Annotated in this window: 21 protein-coding genes and 1 pseudogene; 5 read left to right on the forward strand and 17 right to left on the reverse strand. The window is 38.9% G+C overall.

Annotation, left to right across the window (positions count from 1 at the left end):
- Positions 1-3: 3 nt before the first annotated feature.
- Positions 4-627, forward strand: a complete 624-nt coding sequence (locus tag AWM74_RS00540; RefSeq protein WP_026466172.1) for a V-type ATP synthase subunit D — start codon at positions 4-6, stop codon at positions 625-627.
- A gap of 124 nt (positions 628-751) precedes the next feature.
- Here AWM74_RS00540 and AWM74_RS00545 read toward each other — a convergent pair whose 3' ends face one another.
- On the reverse strand, positions 752-1,483 hold the full coding sequence (locus AWM74_RS00545) for a YebC/PmpR family DNA-binding transcriptional regulator (protein WP_026466173.1): 732 nt from the start codon (positions 1,481-1,483) through the stop codon (positions 752-754).
- Positions 1,484-1,555: 72 nt separating this feature from the next.
- On the reverse strand, positions 1,556-2,461 hold the full coding sequence (locus AWM74_RS00550; RefSeq protein WP_026466174.1) for a diacylglycerol/lipid kinase family protein: 906 nt from the start codon (positions 2,459-2,461) through the stop codon (positions 1,556-1,558).
- A gap of 230 nt (positions 2,462-2,691) precedes the next feature.
- On the opposite strand from AWM74_RS00550, the gene AWM74_RS00555 reads away from it, so the two are divergent.
- On the forward strand, positions 2,692-5,223 hold the full coding sequence (locus tag AWM74_RS00555) for a transglycosylase domain-containing protein (protein ID WP_026466175.1): 2,532 nt from the start codon (positions 2,692-2,694) through the stop codon (positions 5,221-5,223).
- A 411-nt stretch (positions 5,224-5,634) separates the two neighbouring features.
- On the opposite strand, the pseudogene AWM74_RS00560 reads toward AWM74_RS00555, so the two are convergent.
- Positions 5,635-5,877: pseudogene (locus AWM74_RS00560) on the reverse strand (alcohol dehydrogenase catalytic domain-containing protein); the annotation flags it as partial.
- A 498-nt stretch (positions 5,878-6,375) separates the two neighbouring features.
- Between AWM74_RS00560 and AWM74_RS00565 the strand changes: the two are divergent.
- The gene (locus AWM74_RS00565) at positions 6,376-7,197 is read left to right on the forward strand and encodes an aminotransferase class IV (RefSeq protein ID WP_034258216.1); all 822 of its coding nucleotides are present in this window, start codon (positions 6,376-6,378) and stop codon (positions 7,195-7,197) included.
- Between the two features lie 495 nt (positions 7,198-7,692).
- Here AWM74_RS00565 and AWM74_RS00570 read toward each other — a convergent pair whose 3' ends face one another.
- The 7 genes from AWM74_RS00570 to AWM74_RS00600 all read right to left on the reverse strand — a co-directional run bounded on the left by AWM74_RS00570 (position 7,693) and on the right by AWM74_RS00600 (position 14,427).
- Complete coding sequence (locus tag AWM74_RS00570; protein WP_026466178.1) at positions 7,693-8,523, reverse strand: aldo/keto reductase; 831 nt, start codon at positions 8,521-8,523, stop codon at positions 7,693-7,695.
- Positions 8,524-8,646: 123 nt separating this feature from the next.
- On the reverse strand, positions 8,647-10,005 hold the full coding sequence (locus AWM74_RS00575) for a PFL family protein (protein ID WP_026466179.1): 1,359 nt from the start codon (positions 10,003-10,005) through the stop codon (positions 8,647-8,649).
- 21 nt (positions 10,006-10,026) lie between these two features.
- Positions 10,027-10,290, reverse strand: coding sequence for an ACT domain-containing protein (locus AWM74_RS00580; protein WP_016896993.1), 264 nt, complete (start codon positions 10,288-10,290; stop codon positions 10,027-10,029).
- 300 nt (positions 10,291-10,590) lie between these two features.
- Positions 10,591-11,955 carry a CapA family protein gene (locus AWM74_RS00585; protein WP_026466180.1) on the reverse strand — a complete coding sequence of 455 codons (1,365 nt, stop codon included), beginning with the start codon at positions 11,953-11,955 and terminating at the stop codon, positions 10,591-10,593.
- Between the two features lie 111 nt (positions 11,956-12,066).
- Complete coding sequence (gene ccpA / locus AWM74_RS00590; protein WP_026466181.1) at positions 12,067-13,068, reverse strand: catabolite control protein A; 1,002 nt, start codon at positions 13,066-13,068, stop codon at positions 12,067-12,069.
- A 276-nt stretch (positions 13,069-13,344) separates the two neighbouring features.
- The gene (locus AWM74_RS00595; RefSeq protein ID WP_026466182.1) at positions 13,345-13,848 is read right to left on the reverse strand and encodes a YtxH domain-containing protein; all 504 of its coding nucleotides are present in this window, start codon (positions 13,846-13,848) and stop codon (positions 13,345-13,347) included.
- Between the two features lie 36 nt (positions 13,849-13,884).
- Entirely contained in the window at positions 13,885-14,427 is a 543-nt protein-coding gene (locus AWM74_RS00600) for a DUF948 domain-containing protein (protein ID WP_026466183.1), read from the reverse strand.
- 223 nt (positions 14,428-14,650) lie between these two features.
- Here AWM74_RS00600 and AWM74_RS00605 point away from each other — a divergent pair, with 223 nt between their 5' ends.
- Positions 14,651-15,517 (forward strand): mechanosensitive ion channel family protein, encoded by an 867-nt coding sequence (locus AWM74_RS00605; protein ID WP_236702835.1) that lies wholly within the window; start codon positions 14,651-14,653, stop codon positions 15,515-15,517.
- A gap of 79 nt (positions 15,518-15,596) precedes the next feature.
- Here the strand turns inward: AWM74_RS00605 and AWM74_RS00610 are convergent, their stop codons facing one another.
- The 3 genes from AWM74_RS00610 to racE are packed head-to-tail and all read right to left on the reverse strand — an operon-like array spanning position 15,597 to position 17,539.
- The gene (locus tag AWM74_RS00610; protein ID WP_026466185.1) at positions 15,597-16,091 is read right to left on the reverse strand and encodes a YfcE family phosphodiesterase; all 495 of its coding nucleotides are present in this window, start codon (positions 16,089-16,091) and stop codon (positions 15,597-15,599) included.
- On the reverse strand, positions 16,069-16,695 hold the full coding sequence (locus tag AWM74_RS00615) for an XTP/dITP diphosphatase (RefSeq protein WP_026466186.1): 627 nt from the start codon (positions 16,693-16,695) through the stop codon (positions 16,069-16,071). Before AWM74_RS00615 ends, AWM74_RS00610 begins: the two co-directional genes overlap by 23 nt.
- A gap of 7 nt (positions 16,696-16,702) precedes the next feature.
- On the reverse strand, positions 16,703-17,539 hold the full coding sequence (racE, locus tag AWM74_RS00620) for a glutamate racemase (RefSeq protein WP_026466187.1): 837 nt from the start codon (positions 17,537-17,539) through the stop codon (positions 16,703-16,705).
- A 185-nt stretch (positions 17,540-17,724) separates the two neighbouring features.
- Here racE and mgsA point away from each other — a divergent pair, with 185 nt between their 5' ends.
- Positions 17,725-18,189, forward strand: coding sequence for a methylglyoxal synthase (mgsA, locus tag AWM74_RS00625; protein ID WP_034258219.1), 465 nt, complete (start codon positions 17,725-17,727; stop codon positions 18,187-18,189).
- A 484-nt stretch (positions 18,190-18,673) separates the two neighbouring features.
- On the opposite strand, the gene trxA is transcribed toward mgsA, so the two are convergent.
- The 4 genes from trxA to AWM74_RS00645 form a co-directional block, all read right to left on the reverse strand.
- Positions 18,674-18,985 (reverse strand): thioredoxin, encoded by a 312-nt coding sequence (gene trxA, locus AWM74_RS00630; RefSeq protein ID WP_016896983.1) that lies wholly within the window; start codon positions 18,983-18,985, stop codon positions 18,674-18,676.
- An 81-nt stretch (positions 18,986-19,066) separates the two neighbouring features.
- Positions 19,067-21,448 (reverse strand): endonuclease MutS2, encoded by a 2,382-nt coding sequence (locus AWM74_RS00635; RefSeq protein ID WP_026466188.1) that lies wholly within the window; start codon positions 21,446-21,448, stop codon positions 19,067-19,069.
- A 135-nt stretch (positions 21,449-21,583) separates the two neighbouring features.
- Positions 21,584-22,141: a CvpA family protein gene (locus AWM74_RS00640; RefSeq protein WP_026466189.1), complete on the reverse strand. Its 558-nt coding sequence runs from the start codon at positions 22,139-22,141 to the stop codon at positions 21,584-21,586.
- Between the two features lie 39 nt (positions 22,142-22,180).
- The gene (locus AWM74_RS00645) at positions 22,181-22,744 is read right to left on the reverse strand and encodes a cell division protein ZapA (RefSeq protein WP_026466190.1); all 564 of its coding nucleotides are present in this window, start codon (positions 22,742-22,744) and stop codon (positions 22,181-22,183) included.
- Positions 22,745-22,815 lie beyond the last annotated feature (71 nt).

The following is a 22,815-nucleotide window of genomic DNA, read 5'->3' on the forward strand; positions in this document are numbered from 1 at the left end:
TTAATGGATATTAATAACACCCCTACCAAGGGGAACTTAATGCAGATTCAAAAGACATTAGATCTTTCCCGTAACGGTTATCTATTGATGGACCGGAAAAGGATTATCTTGATGAATGAGTTGATTGATTTGCTAAATAAGGCCTCCGGCTTACAGGATGACCTTAAAAAGGCTTATGAGTTGGCTTATCATAAATTGTCAATTGCTGCTTATGAAAATGGTATTTTAAGCGTACATAATGCATCAACTAACGTGAGTGTTGAAGACGATATCCAATTAAAAGTACGTAGTGTCATGGGTTCAGAGGTGCCGGAAATTAATTACAAACCTCGACCTATGAAGCCCGCCTACTCATTCTATGACAATACAGTGGCTATTGATGAAGCAAGGATTGCCTTTCGTCGGGTAAAAGAATTGCTGATTCAAATCGCTGAAGTTGAGAATGCGGCTTATCGTTTAGCGAACAACATGCAGAAAACACAAAAACGTGTAAATGCCCTTCAAAACGTGACCATTCCACAATTGGAAGGTGCGCAAAAATCTATTTCTTCTGCGCTTGAAGAGAAAGAACGTGAAGAATTTACCCGTCTTAAAGTGGTTAAACGCATCTTAAATAGCAAAAAGTAAAGATAAAGACGACCTATGTAAACTGGTTTCGCGCCAGTATACATAGGCCGTCTTTTTGATTATATAAAAAGTGTTGGTGGAAGTTCCTTCGAACTTCTACCAACACTATTTGTATTGAATAACTTTATTCAGCTAATTCTGTATTGTAATGTACATTTTGTACATCATCGTCGTCTTCTAATAAGTCGATCAAGTTTTCAAGTTGGCTGGCTTTATCTTCAGGTAGTTCTAACATTGTTTTAGCTACCATTGTGATTTCAGCTTGTGCTAATTTGAATCCTTGCGCTTCTAAGGCGTCACGAACATCAGTGAAGTCAGAAGCTTCTGTAGAAATTTCAAATACTTCATCTGAAGTTGTCATGTCTTCCCCACCAGCTTCGATTACGTTCATTAACATTTCATCTTCGTCAAGGTCTAAACCTTCACGCTCAATCACGATGTAACCTTGACGGTCAAACATGTAAGCAACTGAACCTGATTCACCTAATGAACCACCATTTTTGTTAAAGATAGTACGTATACTGGTTAAAGTACGGTTGGTATTATCAGTTAAGGTTTCAACTAAAATGGCAATACCGCCTGGTCCATAACCTTCGTAAGTGATTTCATCATAATCTTCACCAGCATTGTTACTTGAACCTTTTTCAATCGCACGGTTTACATTGTCGTTAGGCATGTTCGCTGCTTTTGCTTTATCCATAACCAAACGTAAAGATGGGTTTGATTCTGGATCAGGTCCACCCGCTTTCGTTGCTACATAAATTTCACGAGAAAGTTTTTGGAATACTTTCGCCCGTTTAGCATCGGTTGCACCTTTTTTATTTTTAATCTTGCTCCATTTATTATGTCCTGCCAAGATATATACCCTCTTTCATGTAATATTCCACTAGATTATTATAGCAAAGTATTGACATCATAGCAATGAAGCCTATTTATTAGGCACCATTACTTCCACATGTGATGGTAATACTTCGATGTTAATTGGTAACGCTGGACCAACCTCACCGTCAATATTCACTTTCACTTCGTCCGCGTCTTCATTAACGACCGAGATAGACACTTTTTTTACGTTATACGTAATCATGTTATTGGCTTCAGAGATATACCCGCCGTTTAATTCTTGTAGCATACCTGGTAATTCAGCTAATAAGTTTTCATCTTTTAAGGTCATGATATGTAATAAGCCGTCATCTGGTCTTGCACCAGCAATCATGTTTTCAAATGAACCTACACTGTTTGTTAAGGCAATCACTAATACTTTTGTTGAGATTTCAATCTCTTCATCGTCGTCTAAGACTAATTTGTAGGTGTACTGGTTATCGTTTAATACAGCACGCATTGAATCACGCACATAGGCGAAGAAACCAAATTTTGATTTTTCTTCACTTGAGGTTTCCATTACTGCTGTTGGAATTGATCCAATAGCGGCCACATTACAGAAGTATAGGTCGTTTATTTTAGCGATATCAATTTTTCGCGTTTTAAAATTAGCCAGGTCTTCAGCTGCTTTTTGAGGTTCTAGACTAATTCCTAAGGCACGTGCTAAATCATTGGCTGTCCCAAGTGGAATGAAGCCAAATTTAATGGTTGAATCTGCTTCAGCGATTCCTGAAATCCCTTCGTTAACAGTCCCATCACCACCAACGACGACAACAGCTTCGCAGCCTTCATCACTAGCTTCTCGAGCCCAGTCTTTGGCGTCGCCTTCTCCTTCAGTGAATCTTGTTTCAACGTCATCAAATGAAGCAGACAAGGCTTTTTCTAAATCACTTTGAATCTCTTTACCCGCACCTTTTCCTGATGAGGGGTTAATAATCAACATTACTTTAGACATTTTCTCTACCTCCATGTGCTTTGTATTACCTTTATTTTACTAGACCCTTGCTTATATAGCTATATTTAGCCCTAGATTATTTTGAAAACGAAGGAAAGCGAGCTAAGTTAATTTTACATTCATTTTACAGAGGGGGAATTCACATAGCATGTATACAATTGTTTTGATATAATTAAGGGCAAATCAAGCTATTTTTACAATAAAATATGTTATAGAAAAGTGTGTGTATAGTGAAGAAAAACAATGAAGAAAAGAAAAAAATTGGGAATGGGCTATCTAAAACTGAAAAAGTGATATTCTATGTGAATGTGGCTTTTAAATCCTTGGCTAAAATATTCCTAGTCTTATTGCTTATCCTATTTCTTGGTGGGTCATTGGGGCTTGGTTTAGGATCAGGCTATTTCATTGGTTTGGTAGAAGATATGCCAATCCCAACTGAAGAGGAACTTGCTAATGCGGTGGAGAATGCCGGTGAGATTTCTACCATGACTTATAGTGATGATACAGAAATTTCTAGTATTCGTGCTGACTTGGTTCGTGAAAATACTGAACTGAAAAATGTTAGTCCGTATATCATTAATGGTTTAGTGGCTACGGAAGATGAAAACTTCTTCGAACATGATGGTGTCGTACCGTCAGCCATTATCCGGGCAGGTGCTTCAACCTTCCTTGGTGTAGGTGGGACTTCCGGTGGTTCAACTATTACCCAACAGTTGATCAAACAAAAACTATTAACCAATGAAGTGTCTTTTGAACGTAAGGCGAAGGAAATTTTGCTAGCGATGCGGTTAGAAAACCACTATTCAAAAGAGCAGATTCTGCAAGGTTACTTGAATGAATCACCATACGGACGTAATAATAAAGGGGAAAATATTGCAGGGATTGAAACAGCAGCCCAAGGGATTTTCGGTGTATCAGCGAGTGAAGTCACTTTAGCACAAGCAGCCTTTTTAGTGGGTATTCCGCAAAATCCTTATACTTATACCCCCTTCTTGCAATCTGGTGAATTAAAAGATGCAGAATATTTAGAAGATGGGATTACCCGTTCGCATGAAGTCTTACAAAGAATGCGGTTAACCAACTATATTACTGAAGAAGAGTATCAAGATGCCATTAATTACGATATTACCCAAGACTTCCTAAGTACTGGAACCAGCGAAGAAGTACCAGATGAACGTAATTCATACATCTATCAAGCGGTTGAACTTGAAACTATTGATATCTTGATGGCACAAAAAGTAGCGGCTGATGGACTGACTATGGCTGATGTTAACGCGAATGATCAGTTATACAACCAATATTATGCTGAGGCTGAAAGTCAAATGCGTAACGGTGGTTTAACCGTTAAAGCGACAGTCGATCCCGATATTTACGAAACAATGAACTCAACCGTTCAAGAATTTTCTGCTTCATTTGGTACCACCTATTATTCAGAATCAACAGATGAAAATGGTGACCCGATTGAAGTCGTAGAACCTGTTCAAAATGGAACAGTTTTATTAGATAACGACACTGGCCAAGTCCTTGGATTTGTAGGTGGGATTGACTTTGATACCACTCAAGTTGACCACGCATTCAGTTCTCGTCGTTCACCTGGTTCATCATTTAAACCTATCTTGACTTATGGTCCGGCCTTGCAGGAGCAAATTGCTGGTGCAAATACGATGCTAGCGGATACTTATACTCGTATCGTTCAACCAGATGGGACCCCTTATGAGCCAACCAACTTTGGGACTACCATTTCAAATGACTTTGTAACCGCCCGTTATGCCCTGTCAACGTCTATGAATAACCCGACCTTGGCCTTATATAATGAATTATTAAACCAGGGCGTCGACATTCAATCTTACGCATATAAGATGGGCTTACAGGATGCGATTTCAACTGATGAATTCAGTAACTTAGCCCTATCACTTGGTGGGACAACTACTGGTCCAACTGTATTAGAAAATGCGGCAGCCTTTGCGACTTTCGCAAATGGTGGGGTTTACGTTGAACCTTACCTAATCGAAACTATTACAGATTCCAATGGTAACGTGGTTTACCAACATCAAACGCAAAAAGAACGCGTCTTTGATGAAGATGTAGCCTATGTAATTGCTGATATCTTAAAAGACGCGACAACTACTGGTGCTATGGCCTCTTATAATTCGCAAATGGATAGTGATTTAGACTGGTTTATGAAGACTGGTACTTCAGAAGAATTTAGGGATTTATGGGCCAACGGTTCAACACCAAACGTTACCCTTACTTCTTGGATTGGTTATGATAACATCACGCAAACTCGCGACCTATATAGTCAAGCTGAAAATGCCGTATACGGTACGCCAGCTCAACGTTCATTAAGTTACTGGACAACCTTAGGTAACCGACTAAACTACTACTACCCGAATACAATGGGATCTGGTGAAGTCTTAGAAGAACCTGAAGGTGTTCACGAGGAGACAGTTGTGACGGAAACAGGTACAACATCTGGTACCTTTGAAGGGCCATATGATACAAGCTATACAATTCCTTCATCAGCAGCAACCAACACTGAATTGTTTACCGCTGCGATGGATCCAGAACAACCAAGCTTTACCTTTGGTATCGGTGGTTCGATGGATGACTACATGAACAAACTTGAAAGCTTCCGTTCTAAGACAAATGCTACTGTAAATGCTAAAGTTCAAAAAGTATTAGAATCCTTTAAATTGCGTAGTGCAGAAAATGAACAACGTCGTCAAGAAATTGAAGAAGATAATATTCAACAAGATGGTTAGAAAAATAAAAAAGATGTGCTAGGAAACAACTCTGTCTCCTAACAATGGAACCCTTCAACTCATTCTAAATTAGAAAGAGTTGAAGGGTTTTTATCCATCTAAAAAAGTATTGATATGGTTTTATTTGAATAAATTTCAGAAACGCCAGAAGGTATTAAAAAAATCATTTATCATTTGGGTGAAGAACTGATAGAAGTTGAAGCTACAATCAAAGAAGAAAAGACGATTCCTAAAGGACATTTTGCACACAAGCGACGTTGTCGCAATCTAAAGAAACATCGCCATAAATGTCTAACTGATTTCTTATCTCCCAAATCCGCTAAAAATAAAAACGCGACAAAACAATCACATTTCATGATTATCTCATCGCGCTTTTATTTTTAGAGCTAGTTATCTGCCAGCCCCACTATTTCTTTCGCCTTTTTTCACTTTGGTCACTGCAGAACCAACTTCTTCTACAATACCCATAGGCTCATGTCCTACTACATAGTCTTCTTCCATGACCGGTTTCCCATTATGATATAAATGCAAGTCGGAACCGCAAATAGCTGTTGCTGTAATACGAATGATCATATCGGTTGGTTCTTCAATCGTTGGATCCGGGACTGTTTTGACTTCCATTTTTTCGTTTCCTTGCCATGATACTGTGCGCATAGAATCTCTCCTTCATATAAAAGTGATAGTTTCAGATTTTAAATTAGTTTATCATCTTGTTTTATATAATTCAAAAGTTATGTAATCGTTTAAATTTTGACTTCTCTATTTTCGTACCTCTATAGCTGTGCCATAGAACTTTTCTCATAAACGACAAGGGATTCTTGCTACTAAAGCTAACATTGGAAGGTCGCTACCAGAGAATAAACATTCTATGACTAATACGGAAATATAGCTTAAATAAATGAGCCCTACCACGCTATGTAAGTTATATGTTACTTTCGATCCTATTTGATATTAAATACCTTTTTCCCAGTATGTATTTAGTAAAAAAATTACACTACTCACTACACTTTATAGTAAGGAGTATCTATTCAACTATTAATAAAAACATTGCTGTCTTCATTTTGAAAAAGTGATAAACTTATTTAAAAATAGACCATTAACACGCTCCTGAATAAATTAACCACAATGATTAAATAAATGAGGATGAAAAATATGGAATATGTTGAACAAAAGTTTTACTATCATAATGATCAAGAAGTATCCACAGACAACTTGCATCCATTTGAACAATTAACAGGAAAAAACGTGTATGAAGTGATTCGCGTTAGAGAAGGCATACCTTTGTTTTTGGAAGATCATTTGCGCCGATTCAGAGCGTTTGCTCTAGCTGTCGGCATTCCTTTAACAGATTCAGATGATATTTTAATCAATCGGTTATACCAACTTATAGATAAGAATGGTGCCTCTGATCAAAATATCAAATTGATCTGGAATAAAGACATTGGTTTACTGGCTTTCTTCACTAAAAGTTCTTATCCGCCTGCGAGCTATTATCAAAATGGCATTAAAACAACTTTGTTGAATTTGGAAAGAGAAGATCCGAATATCAAGATTCAACGTGAAGAGTATCAAAAAACTGTACTAACGGAACGAGAAAAAACAGGTTCATATGAAGTGCTGTTAGTCGACCAAGAAGGTAACCTCACAGAAGGTAGTCGTTCAAATTTATTTATTGTTAAAGGGGATAAACTCTATACTTCTCCTGCTAAAAATGTTCTTTTAGGTATTGTCCGTTCTAAAGTTGTAGCTATTTGCCAACAACAGCAAATTGATATTATTGAACAAAATGTTCCTGTGACGGAATTAAATGGTATCGATGGCGCTTTTATTTCAGGAACGGGTAACGATGTATTGCCTATAGCATCCATCGATTCCATCACATTAGAGTCGATAAAAAAACCGGTCATTTCATCAATTATGCGGGAATACGATTGCTTAGTGAAACAGTACATTGCCTCTAAAAAAGATACTTAAAAAGGAGATTGCAAAACAACTTAGTCCCCTAACAAAAAACCTTCAACTCATTCTAAACCAGAAAGAGTTGAAGGTTTTTTATCCTTTTAAAAAGCATAATGAGTCAAATACCTTACAAGATTAGTGACACACAAAAATTAAATGAGTGACTCACCATCTATCAAAATTATAACAAAATAAAAAAGTTATCTACGCTAAACGCAAAGTTGACGGTGAAATTATTTTTGACTGCTTGCACGGTGTATTTAGTATGCGAGAAACCAACGTCAGAGGCAAACCTGCTGTTCATAATGACGATGGACTGTTGCTTATGAGCATAGACCTAACCAATTAGCCCTTGCGGCTAGAAAAAAGAGCGTAAGCTTTTCAACATAAATCAGTCAAAAATAAAAACCGCAACGGATAAATCACATTTATAATTTATTTCATCGCGATTTTTATTTTTAGAGGTAGGTGTTTCCTAGCTCCGTTTATTTATCAAGGATGACAATCAGGTTATTCAATAACGAAAGCATCTAAAGTTGCCATATCAGCTTCAGAAATTTCGAAATCTAATTCAGCATTGGCAAGAATGTATTCTTCGTGAACTGATTTTGGTAGAATGATGTGGCCTTTTTGCAAAGGATAACGGTAGCATAATTGTGGTACGGATACCCCGTATTTGTCTGCAATCGCCTTGATGTCTTCGTTGCCTAATAAGCGGCCTGTACCTAGTGATGAGTAGCCTTCAACGATGATGTCGTTAGCTTCACAGTAAGATACAATATCGTCTTGCGTATAGCCGATGTGGTACTTGATTTGGTTTACAACAGGTTTAATATTTGTGTTTTCGATTAAGTGTTGTAAGTCGTCGGCGTTAAAGTTTGAAACCCCGATTGCACGGACTAAGCCTTTATCATACAACTCTTCTAAAGCGCGCCATACTTGGATATTTTCTTCATAGAAGCTTGGACGTTTTTCATCAGTTCTTGAGAAAAAGCGCCAAGGTGTTGGACAGTGGACTAATAATAAGTCTATGTAGTCAGTATCTAAGTCTTTCAACTCTTGGTAGAAGTTGTCCATAGCCGCTTCATAAGTTTTCGATTCCCCACGAACCTTAGTTGTGATGAAAATGTCTTCACGGTTAACGTTTGAAGATTTAATCCCTTCACCAATCCCTTTAGAGTTTTCGTAGGCATGAGCACCGTCAATGTGTTTGTAGCCATTGTCTAGGGCAAAACGGACTGAACTCACCGCTTCAGCAGTCGGTGTTTGCCAAGTCCCTAATGCAATTTGTGGGACTTCTACCCCATTATTTAAGGTTAATGTTTGATTTAATAAATTCATGTAATTTCCCCTTAATACGTATTCAGTTTCCACTGTCCCTCCATTATAAGCGCATTCATTCATTGAACCAAATAAAAGCCCTTATTTTGTAAAAAGATAAGGGCCTTACTTATGATAAAAAAACTAGTTTTTAAGTGATTGAATTGGTGCTGGAATACGACCACCACGGTGGATAAAGGTATTAGGAGAAGTTCGATTTACTTGCATAACAGAAGCTTCACCGAACAAACCACCAAAGTTCAAGACTTCATCATCACGGCGACCTATAGCTGGAATCACACGAACAGCGGTTGTTTTGGAATTGATCATCCCAATCGCTGCTTCATCGGCAATAATCGCTGAAATAATTTCAGGCGTTGTATCACCAGGAATAACTATCATATCTAAACCAACTGAACATACAGCTGTCATCGACATTAAAGTTTCAATATTTAAAGTACCGTTAGCTGCAGCAGCAATCATCCCTGCATCCTCACTTACTGGAATGAAGGCACCTGATAAACCACCAACATTTGATGAGGCCATGATACCGCCTTTTTTAACTGCATCGTTTAGCATAGCTAGAGTCGCTACTGAACCATGGGCACCCACTTGGTCTAAACCAATTTCTTCTAAGATATGAGCTACAGAATCGCCGACAGCTGGCGTAGGCGCTAATGATAAGTCTACAATTCCAAAAGGTACACCTAGCATATTAGAGGCTTCTGTCCCCACTAACTGACCCATACGAGTTACTTTGAAAGCTGTTTGTTTAATAGTATCCGCAACTGTTTCAAGAGATGCATCTTTTGGCAATTCTGCAAGAGCATTGCGGACAACACCTGGTCCAGAAACCCCAACGTTAATCACAACATCCGGCTCCCCTTGACCGTGAAAGGCACCAGCCATAAATGGATTGTCTTCAACAGCATTACAGAAGACGACAATCTTAGAGGCCCCCATGCTTTCATTATCTTGGGTTAATTCAGCCGCCTTACGGACAACCTCACCCATGATTTTAACAGCATCCATGTTGATCCCTGCACGTGTTGACCCAATATTAACGGATGAACAAACGTGGTCTGTCTCAGCCATCGCTTGTGGAATTGATTCGATTAAAGCACGGTCCCCAGCAGAAAATCCTTTATGAACTAAGGCTGTATACCCACCGATATAGTTGACGCCAACTGCATTGGCTGCCTTATCTAAGATATGGGCATATTTTAACGGGTCGCCACCTGAAGCCGCTAATAATTGAGAAATTGGGGTTACAGCAATCCGTTTATTGACAATTGGAATCCCGTATTTCTCTTCAATTTCTTCACCGGTTTTCACCAAGTCTTTGGCAACAGTAGTGATTTTATCGTATACCTTTTGACAGGCACGGTCGATATCTGGATCTGCACAGTCAATCAGTGAAATCCCCATTGTAATTGTTCGAATATCTAAATTGTTGTCTTTAATCATTGAAACTGTTTCAATGATATTATTCATTTCTAGCATGTTTGTTTCTCCTTAACTGACTTAAATTTTATGCATGGCATTAAAAATATCTTCGTGCATTACATAAACTTCCATCGCAGTTAATGCATCTTTAATTTCTTTTTTAAAGTCCTCAAATTCAACGTTTAAACCATCAATATTGACGATCATCACCATGGTAAAAAGATCTTGCATGATTGATTGCTCAACATCTACAATATTTGCGTTTAATTCTGCACATTTAGTGGCTGCTTTCGCTAAAATACCAACCTTATCCTTACCAATTACTGTAATTACTGCTTGCATATTATCCCATCCTTCAATTTATTTATCCTGTTATTAATACAAATCCCACTAACAACTTAAATAAGGTCATTGTTTTATTTATTGCCAAGTACATATGCCTCCTGACCAAAATAAACAAAATCTCATCCTATTATAATCTATGCCATGTGAAAAAACATTAAAAGATAACATTCTCACAAAAAAGCTAACATTTTAAGGGGAATTCGATACAAAATCAATCCCTTATTGCATTTTACTAAAAGTATTTTACTAAAGTTATTGTAAAATCCACGCTTCTTAGCAATCTCCTATCTACTGTTACTATTCGTAGTTAACGCCTTGTGTCCAGGCAGTCTCTAAGTAATCCTGATAGGTAAAATCTTCTGTATAAGTCATCATCCGGTCATGGATGGTTTCAACCCAAGCAGCTTGATCATTATCTTGCCCCTTATAATCCCCTAGTGGGACACTTTCATATGAAGTCTCATTAGCTGTCCCTGAAAAATAAGTCGGCATGAATTTCCCGGCGCGCACTTGTACTTCACCGTTTTCGTCACGGGTAAAAGTCACCTCATGAATGCCCCCAAGTTTATTATCATCCGCAACTTGACCAGTCATAAATGACGCTTGCGAATAAATCACATAGGTATCCTTGTCATTCAACCAATTCACTGGCTGTAAATCATGTGGGTGTCCACCAATCACCAATTTTACACCAGCATCTGCCAAGGCCTGGGTCACAGCGATTTGTTCATCATCCGGCAACGTCCCGTATTCAGTCCCCAAATGTAAGGACACAACAACCGCATCCACTTGGTTATTCAATGCCGCCACTTCTTGAAGCATCACTGGTAAATCCGCATAGTTAACCACCCACGGCTCATCTTCGGGCGGAACCATGCCGTTGGTCCCATAAGTATAAGCCAGAAAGCCCAACTTAATCCCATTTTTCTCGACAATCCTTGCCGTGTCATGGTCTTCTTGACTACGAAAAGCCCCGTAATACATGAGCCCAGCTTCATCCAGATAGTCCATAGTGATGTTAGCTCCGTCCGCAAACTGGTCCAGCGTATGGTTGGTCGCAGTTGACACACCGTCAATACCAGCCCGCTTCAAAGACCCAAGAATGGATGAAGGCATATTGAAATTCGGATAAGTCGCCACCGGCAATTCAGGATAGGCCGCAGGAATCTCCAGGTTGGCCACTGTATAATCTGCATAAGATGTAAATGGCGCAATTTTAGCAACCATAGGGTCAAAATTATAGTCCGAAACACCTAGATCAACCGCCATGTCCCCATTATTTGAACCATGGGCAATCAAATTGTCTCCAGTTAGAGCACCCGCATCCTGTAGTGAAGCCGTTTGATCCGCAAACACCTCCGCTGTCGTATCCGCTGTTGAAGTCACCTCCGAATGGATCAAAACATCTCCAACCGACCGCAAGACAAAAGTCCCATCCTCACCCTGCCACTGGTCTTCAGTTTCCTTAGCCGGCAGATTTGATAAAAAGGACGGCACTTGTATAACTGGCGTATCGTTTCCCCCTTGTTCATCCCCGTTTTCATTGGCGTTACTTGGTGAAACAATCCCCTTGTAGGCAAGTGCAATGCCCACTAGACAGACTAGTCCAATGGCTATAATTATTAGTAATATTCGGTTACCCTGGCTCAACTTATTCTTCATCTAAATCCAACACCTCTCCCAATTCATTACATTAATGATAATGGAAGAATTTTCAAACAACAAGGTAAAAAAAGACCTTCAAAGCATTTCGCTTTGAAGGCCTTTCTCACTTTATGCATCTTTAGTTGAATCACGTAAAATAAATTTATGTGGTAAGGTTACATGGTTTTCGATTTCTTCTTCTTTATTCATTAATTTTGTTAAGATACGCATTGAAACGGCACCAATATCATATAAAGGTGGTTCAATTGACGTTAAAGTAGGTCGAACAACTTCAGTTAGGGAAGTGTTGTTTGACGTCACAATAGCGAATTCTTCTGGTACTTTCACACCATTATCCACCATATGGTTCGTTACTTTAACCGCTAACTCATCACCAACGACAACGATACCGTCAGCTTTTGAATCACGGATTTGTTGGGCAATGTCTTCACCGTTTTTGAAACGAGAGTCTTGCACTTCAAATAATAATGATTTGTCCAATTCTTTACCAGCTTCTTCTAAAGCTTTTAAGTAACCATTGTAACGGTCTAGGTTATTGTTAAAGTATGGTTTAGCCGCTAGGAAACCAATATTTTTGTGTCCTTGTGCAAATAGACCTGAAACAGCTTCATAGAAAGCTTGTGTGTAGTCGATATTTACAGAAGGAATTTCGCCTTTATCATCGTTTAAACCGGCTAATACAAACGGTGTGTTTGTACGGTTGATTTCTTCACGAACAGAGTCAGATAATTGGTGACCCATGTAGATAACACCATCTACTTGTTTTGCTAAAATATTAGAAAGAACTTGTGATTCTTTTTTATTATCTGCATTATCTAGAATAATGTTGTATTTGTACATTGAGGCAATATCATCAATCCCTAAAGCTAAAGCACTAAAGAAATTATTCGTGATATCTGGTAATAATACCCCAACAGTTGTCGTCTTTTTACTTGCTAATCCACGTGCGACCGCATTAGGACGGTAGTCTAGTCGTTTAATTACATCTAATACTTTTGCACGCGTTGAAGGTTTAACATTCGTGTTACCATTTACAACACGAGAAACTGTAGCCATAGATACTTGAGCTTCACGCGCAACATCATAGATCGTAACAGTTTGTTTTTCCATCTTCATCGCTCCTTTAAAATTTTTTAATTTGTTTTCATACGTACATTGCCAAATATAGCACTAAAAAGTGATATTTGCAAACGTTTTCTTTGTTACGGTGACTGCTTTCATTCACATTTTCATATTCTATCAGTATTTGACTTGTTTAACAAGTCATTTTCATAAAAATGTACAAAATTTGCATGATTTTTATGAAACATAACAAAAATTGCCTACAAGTATTTCAAAATCTCAAATACCTGTAGACAATCCTATTTCATTTTTTTAAGTCAGCAATTATTTTTCTTTAACTTCTTCCACTTGTTTTTTCACTTTTTCAGCGTCTTCTTTAAGTGGTTGTTCTTTAGCTGCTGCTTTATCAGTAGCGGCTTTCACTTCTTCAGTACCTTCCGCAACTTCAGCTTTTGCATCTTCTGTTGCTTGGGAAGTCGTATTTTTGGCATCTACATAAGCACTTGCCACTTCATCACGAGCTACTTGGTATTGTTTAGTTGCTTCGGTAGTTGCTTCGTTTAATTGCGCTTTTAAAACTTCAGCAGATTCTGATAAGTTCACGCGGATATCTTGTGCAGCATCGCTAGCAGTTTGATACATTACGTTACCTTTTTCAGTGACGATATCAGCGTAGTCTAAAGCTGTATCACGAAGAACGTTTGCTTGTTGATTTAAGTCATCCCGGAACTCGCGACCTGATTTTGGTGCAAATAATAATGCCGCTACAGCACCTGCAGTACCACCGATGATTGCACCTAATAAGAATGAACCTGTATTTCTAGACATATATATTTCCCTCTTTCTTTCAATTAATAATATTGATTAATATGGTTTAGATTGTGAATTCTCTTGTGCCTTGCGCACTTGCCGTTTTTGATATAAAGCTTTAGCTGATTGCCCCACTTTTTGAATACCAGTCACAGTTGGTTGTCCAGGTTTTACTGCTTGATCAGCAGTTACTGTAGCTGAACCAGCTTCAGTAGCACCTGTTGTTTTATCCTTAATATCATCTACCTTTGTTTGGGCAGTATTGGTAATATTTAGGACTAAGTTACGTGTAGAATCATTCACGTCTGAAACAGTTACCCCGACGTCCCCGATTGCTTTGAACAATGGGTCCACTTGAGCTACTTTTCCATTCACATCATCTAATAAAACATTAGACTTATTGAGTAATCCTTGCACCTCAATTGATAATGCATCTACATCCTTGGTGACTACTTTAACTGTTTCATTCGCTTCATTAACAATACCTGTAACTTCCTTCATGGTCTTTGTTAGTTCACGTAAGAATAGAATAATGTAGATCACTAATGCCGCAAATGCTATTGCTGCGATTAAGCCCGCAATTTGGCCTCCGGTCATGTAAAAATCACTCCTTCTCCATCTCTCATATCATTGAATATAAGATATTTAATATATAACTATAAGAATATTTTACCATACCATGAGAGGGCTTTACAAAAAATAACGCACTTATTTTAAGCTTAAAAATCCGACAACTTAAATATTGATTAATCCTTTTGCAAATGGCTTTACAATAATTTCATCATTCGATACCATGAAGAATAAGGATAATGTTGAAAGGATGATTTATTTGGATCAAATTAGACAATGGTGGCGCACTTATATCGAATCAATTGATTATGCCAGTCTACTCTCAAGCTTAATTTCTACCATTTTTGAACTGGTAGTCACCGCTTTAATCTTTTGGGTTGTCAAAAAGATTGTCGACCGTATTGTTGACGTATACTTTGAGCGGGACGCTAAACGGATTGAAAACCGCAACGTTGGGTCTATCCAACGGAACAAAACCATCCATAAATTAGTGGAAAACGTTGTTCAATATACTTACTATTTCCTATTAGGTTACTCTATTCTAGCCATTCTAGGTTTACCAGTAGCCACACTAGTAGCCGGTGCCGGGGTTGCTTCCCTAGCCTTAGGTCTTGGTGCACAAGGCTTTATCACTGACGTGGTCAATGGTTTTTTCATTCTTTTAGAACACCAATTTGCTGTTGGAGACTATGTTACAATCGCTGGTTTATCAGGTACCATTATTTCAACGGGTATCCGGACAACTATTCTATCTGGAGATGACGGTTCAAGGCACTTTGTCCCTAACCGTAACATCGAAAATGTAACCAACTCTTCTAATACCACTCGTCATATGTACGTAGACTTGTACATTGATCCAAACTCTGATTTAGGTTCAATCGAATCTGTTATTAAAGATGGTTTATCATTAGCTTCTTCTGATGACCGGGTTTTAGGTGAAGCAGAAGTTTGGGGTTACCAACGTGACGCTGTCGGCCGCTTATTCTACCGTGTAGTATTCAATACTAGAGATAGCGATAAGATGGCAGTTCGTTCACACTACTATGAACAACTTACAGCCCTACTTGTACGCAATGGTTACAAACAACCTGTTTATGACTCAGGAGCAGAACTATAATCATTAAAATCACATATACAAAAACCGCACGATTGGTGTCCAAACCAGGACTTGACCGTGCGGTTTCTTTTTTTATTATTTAGCCAACTTCTGTAATAACTTCCCAGTCTGCATTGTAGAAAGTGACTTCTTTCTTGTCACCTTGCCAGTCTAAAATAGCAAATGATGGGTATGGGTAGTTACCTTTTGGAATGCGGATTGAACCTGGGTTAATAATTTTAATCCCGTCTATTTCTTGGTCATCCATGACATGGGTATGGCCGTACATGATGACATCCGCTTGATTTTCTTTCGCTAAGGCAACCAATTTCTTCAAATTTTGTTTTACCCCATATAAATGGCCGTGCGTCACAACAATCTTCCCTTCAGGGGAATTTAAACTAATGGCATCCTTGTAGTTGCCATAGTCAGTGTTCCCTCTTACGGTATGGAAAATCCCCCAAATGGTATCGTCTTCTGATAACTCAGAGTCTCCACAGTGGATAAATAAATCAATGTCATCCCCTGCTTTTAAGACTAGGTTGACCAGCGCTTCATGGTCGCCGTGATTATCACTTGTGATTAGAATCTTCATATAAGTTCAACTCCCCATTTTGTAAATCTTTGGCTAGTAAACGTAAGGCATTGCCTCGGTGACTTAAAGAATCTTTTTTTTCTGCTGACATTTCAGCTGTGGTTAACCCTTCACTTGGTACGTAAAAAATTGGATCATAGCCGAAGCCATTTTCCCCGCGCTCTTCACGTAAGATGACACCAGATAAAGTGCCGTGGTAGTGGTTGATGACTTGACCTTGTGCGTCAGAAACGACTAGATAGGTATGGAAAGTCGCGCCTCTATCTTCGTCAGGTACGTCAGCAAGCTCGGTTAAGGCCTTTTTCCGGTTATTGGCATCTGACTTCTCAGGGCCTGCGTAACGGGCTGAATAAACGCCTGGTGCCCCGTCTAATGCGTCAATGGCTAGACCAGAATCGTCCGCAATGACTGGAATGTGCAAGTCTTTCGCGGCTGTTGTGGCTTTAATCGTCGCATTTTCAATGAAAGTAGTCCCAGTTTCTGGAATATCTGGATAGTCAGGAAAATCTAGCAAGGTTTTAACTTCAATTCCGTATTTATCAAATAATTGCTTGAATTCCTTGGCTTTACCTTGGTTGGCTGTAGCGATCATTACTTGCTTCATATAAATGTTAGCCTTCTTTCATCTGTTTTTGAATTGCTTCAAGTGTTTCGATAGTGACACGGTGTACTTCAATTGGTTGATCCAACCAGTCGTCCGCAATCTCCTTAAATAGTTCTGGTGAGCCGGTGGTGTAAAATTCAGTCACTCTTGGTGATGGATCATCCGACAATTTGGCAATGTCGTTGTAATCCAAAAGGATGGATACGTCTGAAATAGTTTCCTGGCCAGAATCAACAAGTTTGACCGTATGTCCCAAGGTTTTTTGAATGGTATCTCTTAGTAAAGGATAGTGGGTACAACCTAGAATAACAGTATCCAACCCCTTATTTTTAATTGGTGCTAAAGTTTCCGCTATCACCTTTTTGGCTAAAGGTGTGGCGTATTGTTGGCTTTCTACCAGTGGGACAAGGGCTGGACAAGCTAATGAAGTCATGTTCAAGTCTTTATTTTTTTGTAGTAAATTTTCAAGGTACATGCCACTTTTAATGGTCCCTTCAGTACCTAAAACACCAATTTTGCCATTTTTTGTGTATTTATTGGCTGCTCTTGCACCCGGTTGAATCACCCCGATAACTGGAATAGATACCCGCTGTTTAATTTCATCTAAGGCAACCGCAGTCGCTGTATTACAGGCAATGACCAATAATTTAATATCTTTGGTTAAAAGAAAATCGACCATTTGATTAGTAAAAGTCGCTATTTCTTCTACACTTCTTGGCCCATAAGGACAACGTGCATTGTCACCAATATAGATAATCGATTCATTGGGCAATTGTCGCATAGCTTCTTTCACTACCGTTAAGCCACCTACACCAGAATCTAAGAATCCGATAGGTCTGTTCATGTTAACCTCCTCCGTCAAACAAATCGTTCAAAAATCGCAATGAACAATTTAAAATCTATGATACAATTATAACAGAAGAAGACGATTCACTTCACCCATTCGCAATTATTAAACGTAATTTAAGGAAAAAGGTCAATGTCTCGTTTGAAAATCAAATTGCCGATACGAACTGGAGGATATGCTATATGAAAATTGCACTTATTGCCCATGATTCAAAAAAAGATATGATGGTGTCCTTTGCAACTGCCTACAAATTCATTCTTGAAAAACATGAATTATTTGCTACAGGGACAACTGGTTTACGTATTATCGAAGCCACTGGTTTAGACGTTCACCGCTTTAAATCAGGCCCACTTGGTGGTGACCAACAAGTCGGTGCGGCTATCTCACAAAACGACATGGACTTAGTTATCTTTATGCGTGACCCATTAGCAGCTATGCCCCACGAACCAGATGTGACTGCCCTGATCCGTTTATGTGACGTGTATAACATCCCACTAGCAACCAATATCGGTACCGCAGAAGTCCTTATTCGCGGGTTAGATGAAGGATTTATGGACTGGCGTAAACAATACGACGATGGTTTCTTAAACCAAGACATCTTAGAAAATATCGAAAAAGGCAACGAAGGCCGTAAGTTAGTAGAATAAAAAAAAGGTGCAGCAAAAAAGTAGTGGTGCGATCAAGCTAATTGGCTCCCACTACTTTTTTATTGTGGCCAACCGATCACAGTCAACTCTTTATGCAACCATTCAGGTACCTCTTTTATAATGACTTGGTTGCCTAAAAATAGTAGACATGAAATCAGGCCATCAATATCCCTTTAGCTAGTATCTGGATTGGTAAATCCTTGAATAATGACGGACATTTGAAAAGGATCTCAATAGCGAATAGTAAAGTTAACTTGATGATATTTCTTATACTGAATAATGCCCGAAGCCGCAACTGTCAAGATTACATCAGCTGGCAGCTTTTAAACCTGGATTTTCTTGGGGAATTCTTTATACGAAAGATAAGGGCTATGCTAGAAACGGTGAATTCTCAGTTGAAAACCTATAGTTGCGCAATAACAATAGACTTAAGCAAATAAAGAAAGCGGTCGAGAATTTTCCCGGCCGCTTTCTTTATTTTAGATTATAAGTATTGGTTTAATACTTGCTCTAGATTTTCTTTTGGCGTATAACCAACTAATTGCTCAACAACTTGACCGTCTTTCTTGATCATTAATGTTGGGATGGACATAATACCAAATTCACGTGCTGTTTCTGGATTATCATCCACATCCATTTTGGTGAACTTAACTTGGTCACCCATTTCATCATCTAAAGTTTCAACGATTGGTGATTGCATACGACAAGGTCCACACCAAGTAGCCCAAAAGTCAATTAATACAACGCCTTCTTCAGTCTCATTTTTAAATTCTGCATCTGTAATAGCTTTAACCATTTATATTACCCCTCTCATTTTTATTCTTCATCATTATAGCATTGTCTGACCAATTTGAACATTTATCTGCTTTTTACCAATTTAGCCTTTAAATTTAGCGATTGTCGCCCCATTACCACCCATGTTATAAGGTGCGAATTCAAAGGAATCAACCCGTGGATGGTTCTTCAAGGCCTTTTGAACACCCTGTCTTAAGGCACCTGTGCCGTGACCATGGATAATGGTGACCTGACCATGCCCGGCTAATAAGGCCGAATCGATAAAATTGTTTAGTCGAATCATGGCTTCCTCATACCGTTCACCACGTAAATCTAGACTCGTATTGACTGATTTAGCCTTACTTGCTTTGAGTCCAGCCCGATGATTTTTCTCTTTCTTCGGTTTCTCATCAACTAAAGTTAAATCTTTTTCAGCCACTTCCATCTTCAGCATACCCATCTGAACAACCCAGTCCTTTTCACGTTTCTCAACCAAGGTACCACGTTGCCCGTAGGTTAGAACATTCACTTCATCGCCCACTTCAAAGCTGGCTTTTCGCTCTTTATTTTTCTTGGCTTTTTGAAGGATTTTGTTTTTCTTTAGCTGTTCCTCTTGCGTTAAGTTAGACAAGGCGCTTTGACGATCAATCATCTCATGTTCTTTGATATTACCAATGGTTGGATGGTTGATTTGCCACTCCCGGATCTCCGCCAGAATGGCATCGGCTTTTGCCTTGGTGTCTTCTACCAATTGATTGGCTTCTTTACGGGCCCGGTTCATATAGGTTTGTTTGTCAGCTTCTAGTCTAGCTTGTGCCTTTTTCAAATCATTTAAAAGATTTTCAGCATCGGCTAAGTCTTTGGCGGCTTCGGCTGATAAGTCTTCGTATTCGTGACGTTGGGCTTCTAAATCAAGCAACATTTCGTTGAGATTTTGGCTATCTTCCTGGATATAAGAACGTGCTTCATCCACCATTTCAACTGGTAAACCTAGTCGTTGGGAGATATCAAAGGCGTTAGAGCGACCTGGCACCCCAATCAGCAATTGATAGGTTGGTTCCAAGGTGATTTCGTTAAATTCCATCGAGGCATTAATGGCCCCAGGATGGTCATAAGCGTACGTTTTCAGTTCCGGATAATGGGTAGTGGCCAATACGCGGGCGTTTAGGAAGGCAAAACGGTTTAGTACCGCGATGGCGATGGCTGCCCCTTCTTGAGGGTCGGTACCAGAACCCAACTCATCGATTAAAACTAGCGAATGTTCGTCTGCAGCCTCAACAATACGGATAATATTCGTCATATGTCCTGAGAAGGTGGATAAACTTTGTTCAATGGACTGCTCGTCACCAATATCCGCAAATATTTCTTTGAAGATTTCTACCCGAGAATCTGCCTTGGCAGTAATATATAAGCCTGATTGAGCCATTAATTGCAGTAGACCGACTGTTTTCAAGGTAATGGTTTTACCACCGGTGTTTGGCCCGGTAATGACGATCATATTATATTCATGGCTAAAATGAATATCGTTAGCGACAACTGTTTTGCGGTCTAATAAAGGATGTCTCGCCTCTTTTAGGTCAATGCGTTCAGATCCATTTGCTAAAATCGGTCGGTTGGCCCCAATTTCACGGGCATAGAAGAATTTAGCTTGAATCAAGTCTAAATCCCCAAGACGTTGATTGTTTTCAGCAATTTCACTGGTATAAGGGGCTAATTCTGTAGATAACTCTTGGAAAATCCGTCTAATTTCCTCGTCTTCTTGGACTTGCAGGGACCGCAAGTGGTTATTTGCATCTAAAACTGTTTGCGGTTCAATGTACAATGTTTGTCCTGATGACGATTGGTCATGAACTACCCCACCAAAAGCGTTACGGTATTCTTGTTTAACCGGAATTACAAAGCGGTTGTTCCGGATGGTGATGATGGCCTCACTTAAATAAGAAGCCTTATTAGACCGGATTATTTGGTCTAGTTTGACACGGATACCCGCTTCTTCGCGTTTGATTCCTTGTCTTAAGCCATGTAAAGTTGACGAGGCATTGTCATAAACTGACCCATCATCTGCAATGGCATTTTGCATCTTACGCATCAAATCCCGCATGTCAATAAAGTCATCTGCAATTGCATACAATTGCATTAATTCTACTTTTGCTTCTTTTAGTTTGCTAAAGAAGGTAGAAACTTCACCAGATGCCCGTAAGACCCGGCCTACTGCAGCCAATTCTTTCCCGTTTAAGTCAGCACCGATATCCAATCGTTTTAAGAATGGTTTTACGTTAATTAGTTGGCTGACTGGGATCCGTTTGTCTAATTCAAACAAGCGTTTTACATCGTCAACACTTTGTAAGGATTGCTCGATTTCTTCCGCTTCTGCACTGGGTTTTAAATTTAAAGCTTGGATTTTTCCGATTTCAGTTCGGGTTTCTTTTGCTACTTGTTGTTGTATTTTCTCAAATTCTAAGGTTTGAAATATTTTAGGATTCAAAATGTATCCTCCTTCGATTGTTATCAGTAATGAATATAAAAGGCGTCTTAAGTAGGAAATAGGCCGTGATCAATTATCACAGCCATATCAATTGCCATAATTGCGCAGTGCGCAAAGGCATATATTTGCACGTTGTTAAAATGGTAAGTTGCCTAGTCCTTGTAGTAGGATGTTGAATACTTGACCAGATAAAATTGGGGTATTCAAGATAATGAAGTCGGCGACTGAAGAATTGGATAAGGCTGTTTGCACCCCTTCAAAGGTTAAAACTGACATAAACATCAAAATAAAGAATGACCAGTACCAAGCTGAGAAGAAGCCAAATAGGCCGCCCAAAATGCCGTTCCATTGAATATCCATTTCTTTAAATTTTAAGTCTCTTAAGCCAAAAGCAATTAATTTAGTAACAATCCAGACAAGCAAGATAATTGCTAACAAGGCAACTAATCTAAAGTAAATGATATCCATATTTTGTAATAAAGCTACTGGATAATAGACAAAGGTATTTTCAATATCAAAACCTACATAAGGCACCCATAAGGTTACAAGGTCAACTAGATTTTGATAGAACAAAACGGCAAACAAATACGCGACTAATAAGCCTATAGAATGAATGCCTTGCAGTATAGCCCCTCGATAGACACCAACGCCTATACTAAGTATAAAAAATAATAAAATCAAAAAACTTGTCATGCTTTCCTCCCGTTGGTACCCATATTTTCTATCAATAGCCTATGATCTTGGTGTTTGACGCAAACGACCCAATTGTTTTGAGGCTGTGTTCACACTAGACTTCAAACTTGGTTGGCTAATTTCAGGAATTTCTTTATCTAAGTCAGCCTGTGTTAGTGTTTGTTTTCCACTTGCTTTTGTTTGCGCTGGTTTTTTAGCTGGCGCTTTAGCATGTCCCTGGGTCGTCTTGGCTTTTGATGGTGTTTGTGGTTGAGTTTTTTCTTTTGCTTCACGCATCTTTTCTTTTTCTATTTCAGCGATTTCTTTCACCAACGTGCCCATGGTTTGCTCCATTGATTTTACACGGACCATTAAATCGGCATTTTCTTTAGATTTTACAGCCATTTGTGCTTGTAAATCCACATTATCAGATTGGATGTTTAACGCTACTAATAAAGCCATCTCTTCCATTGACATATTGGGATTCTTTTTACTAATATCAGCAAGTAATTGGTTGATATCACGGCTCACTTGTTGAATATGTTCACTTGTTTTATGACTCTTGATGGTGAATTTGTGATAGCCCAATTTCGCTATTACTCTGTTTTTTTCTTCATTCGACATATTTGTCACTCCAACTTTTTATACTGTGCGTTAAATGTTTGTAGATGCAATAGAAAGGTCGCGTCTTAACG

It is taken from the genome of Aerococcus urinaeequi, from assembly GCF_001543205.1.
GTDB lineage: Bacteria > Bacillota > Bacilli > Lactobacillales > Aerococcaceae > Aerococcus > Aerococcus urinaeequi.